The organism is Arthrobacter sp. YD4, from assembly GCF_030410515.1.
Lineage (GTDB): Bacteria > Actinomycetota > Actinomycetes > Actinomycetales > Micrococcaceae > Arthrobacter.
Genome location: NZ_JAUHHD010000011.1, coordinates 1 through 3,269, shown reverse-complemented (window position 1 = coordinate 3,269; position 3,269 = coordinate 1). Strand labels below are relative to the sequence as shown.

Sequence of the window (3,269 nt, the reverse complement as noted above, 5' to 3'; positions counted from 1 at the left end):
CAGACACAACACGCGCCACCGGGAAAACGGCGACAACATGCTGCACAAAATTTGAAACCAGCTAAAACACCAAACCACACCACAGGGGCGGCACGATTCGGCAATTTCAACCAATCAATAAAATAATCGGTATCAACAAACTTGGCACACTATTGAGTTCTCAAACAACAGACACACCCGGCACCACCACAACCCAATCAAGGTCATGACTCGCTCCGGAGCAACTTTTCAAACCTACCCGATGTCCTCCTCCGAAGCAAATTCGATTTTCTCGAACCAGATTCAGGAGATGCATCAGCCCCGGCCAAAAATAGTGGTCATTAGAATGTCCAAGATTTTGGTCTTGTAGTTTTTGGGGGTTTGTCCGCCTCCGGTAACCGGCCTCTCGGCTGGTCTCCCTCGCGGCGACTTAGAAAACAATACACCCCGATAGGCGCGTCTGCAAACCCGGGCCAAAGGGCCCTCCCCGCCCGAGGAAAACACTGGAAACCCGCGGACTTTCGGCCCTTGCAGTGCCCCAGCGGGGCCATCGAAAACCCAGTCGTCGGGAAACGACCTCCTGTATGCTGCGTCACTCCGACGTCCGCTGCGTCTACCATCGGGGTGTGAGGGCAGAACGCCGGCACCAGGAGACAGGAACGCTGGCTGCGCGTGTGCCCGCTCCCCCCGGACCCGGCCTGAATCGCCACGAGGTGGCGGACCGCGTGGAGCGGGGTCTGGACAACAAAGTGCAGGACCGGTCCAGCCGCACTCTCTGGGAGATCTTCAAAGCCAACGTCCTCACGCTCTTCAATGCCATCGTCGGGGGCAGCTTCCTGATCCTGCTGTTGCTGGGCCGGTGGCAGGACGCGCTATTCGGTCTCGCGGCCGCCGGCAACGCGGTGATCGGCGTCGTACAGGAGTTCCGTGCCAAGCGCTCCCTGGACCGGTTGGCAATCCTCGATGCCCCACAGGCGCGGGTCCTGCGTGATGGCCTGCCGTCAGTGATTCCCACCGCGGAGGTGGTGCGGGATGACGTCCTGATCCTCCGGGCAGGCGACCAGGTGACCGCCGATGCGGAGGTGATTGAGTCCTCGGGGCTCGAGGCGGACGAATCCCTGCTGACGGGTGAGTCCGACCCCGTGGACAAGGCCACCGGGTCTGAGGTGTTGTCCGGATCCCTGGTGGTTGCCGGAAGGGGCCACGCCCGGGTGGTGCGGGTGGGGGCGGAATCGTTCTCCAGCCGGATGACAGCGGATGCGCGGCGTTTCTCCCTGGTGCAGTCCGAGATCCGCAACAGCCTGAACCGTGTCCTCCGCTGGATCGCCTGGGCCATCCTGCCCGTGGCCGTACTGGTGGCTGCCGGGGAGCTGCAGGCCAGGGGCGGCCGGCAGTCCGTGACCCTCGACGGGGCATGGGTACCGGCCGTCGTCGGCGTGATCGCCAGCGTGATCGCCATGGTCCCCTTGGGTCTCGTGCTGCTGACCAGTGTGGCCTTCGCCGTCGGCGGTCTCCGCCTGGCCGCGCACAAGGTCCTGATCCAGGAGCTCGCCGCCGTCGAAGGATTGGCGAGGGTGGATGTCCTCTGTCTGGACAAGACCGGCACCCTCACCGAAGGCGGCCTCAGGTTCGACGCCGTCCACCAGTTGCTGCCGGAACCGCCGCCGGGTTGGGAGCACGCGCTGGGCTGGTTCGCCTCCGAACCGGAGGCTAATGCGACCGCGCGCAGCATGGAGCTCGCCTTCGAGGACGACGGCGGCTTCCGCTCCGTGTCCTACGTCCCGTTCTCTTCCGCCCGCAAGTGGAGCGGCGCCACGTTCGACGCCGGCACCGGCAACACCTCGACCTGGGTCCTTGGCGCCCCCGACGTCCTCCTCGCCCCAGGTAGCGGGGCAGGTGAACAGTCGGCCGGCAAGCCAGCGTCGGCGGGGGACGCCCCGGACACTGCGGCCGCCGCCCTCCACCGGGCCGGGGACCTCGCCGCCGGCGGGCTCCGCACCCTCCTCCTCGCCCAGGCATCCGCCCTGCCCCCGCAGGGAACAGACGACGGCGCGCTGCCGGCAGCCGTGCGCCCCGTGGCGCTGCTGACCTTCCGGGAACAGCCCCGGCCAGAGGCCGCAACCACCTTGGAGTACTTCCGGGCGGAGGGCGTGACGGTGAAGATCATCTCCGGCGACGAGCCCGGAACGGTTGCCGCCATAGCCCGCCGGGTGGGGCTGACGGTTCCGCACGGCGTGGATGCCCGGACCCTGCCGGAGGATCCGGAACGGCTCGCGGAGGTGATGGAGGCAAACACGGTGTTCGGCAGGGTCAGCCCCCACCAGAAGCGGGACATGGTGGCCGCCCTCCAGCGGAACGGGCACACGGTCGCCATGACCGGGGACGGCGTCAACGATGCCCTCGCCCTGAAGACCGCGGACCTTGGCATTGCCGTAAACTCGGCGTCGCCGGCCACCAAGGCCGTGGCCCGTTTGGTGCTCATGGACGGCCGCTTCGACCGGCTGCCAGAGGTGGTAGCCGAGGGCCGGCGCGTCATTGCCAACATCGAACGCGTCTCCAGCCTGTTCCTCAGCAAGACGGCCTACGCCGTGGCTATCGCCTCGAGCTTCGCGCTGCTGCAGTGGCCCTTCCCGTTCCTGCCCCGCCAGCTGTCCTTCACCGACGGACTCACCATCGGGATCCCCGCCTTCTTCCTGGCCCTGATGCCCAACGCCCGCCGCTACCGTGCCGGCTTCCTGCGGCGTTCGCTGTGGTTCTCGGTGCCGGCGGGGCTGATCGTCACAGCCTCATTGATTGCGGTCACGGCGGCGTCGACGACGGCGGGTCCGGCGCCTCGTGCGGAGGACCTTCGCTCGGCGGCGGTCCTGACCCTGTCCATCGTCGGATTGTGGATCCTCAGTGCCGTGGCGCGGCCCCTGAACGCCCGCCGGCTGAGTGTGCTCGCGGCGATGGCCGCCGCGCTGGTCGTCCTGCTGGGAGTGCCGCTGGCCCAGGACTTCTTCATTCTCGGCTGGCCGCCGCAGCCGCTGCTGCTGGCCGCGCTGGGGTCGGGTCTGGGTGGCGGGGTGTTGGTCGAGGTCCTGGCATGGCTGCACCGGCGCCGGTTCAACGGCGGCCGGCGCGAAGCCGGGGCCAGGGCGGACCCCGCGAGGCAGTAACTGGAGCGCTGGTTAAAGTGGGAGAGCCTCCAACCTGGTGGTTGGAGGCTCTCGACCTAAATGATGTTCCGGCGGTGACCTACTCTCCCACACCCTCCCGGGTGCAGTACCATCGGCGCTGTGGGTCTTAGC

1 protein-coding gene is annotated in these 3,269 nt (G+C 67.0%); it reads left to right on the top strand.

From position 1 onward, the window contains the following. The first annotated feature begins 653 nt into the window (after nt 1-653). A complete protein-coding gene (locus QWJ39_RS16235; RefSeq protein WP_290258930.1) occupies nt 654-3,137 on the top strand; it encodes an HAD-IC family P-type ATPase in 2,484 nt (827 codons plus the stop codon). The last annotated feature ends 132 nt before the right edge of the window (nt 3,138-3,269 follow it).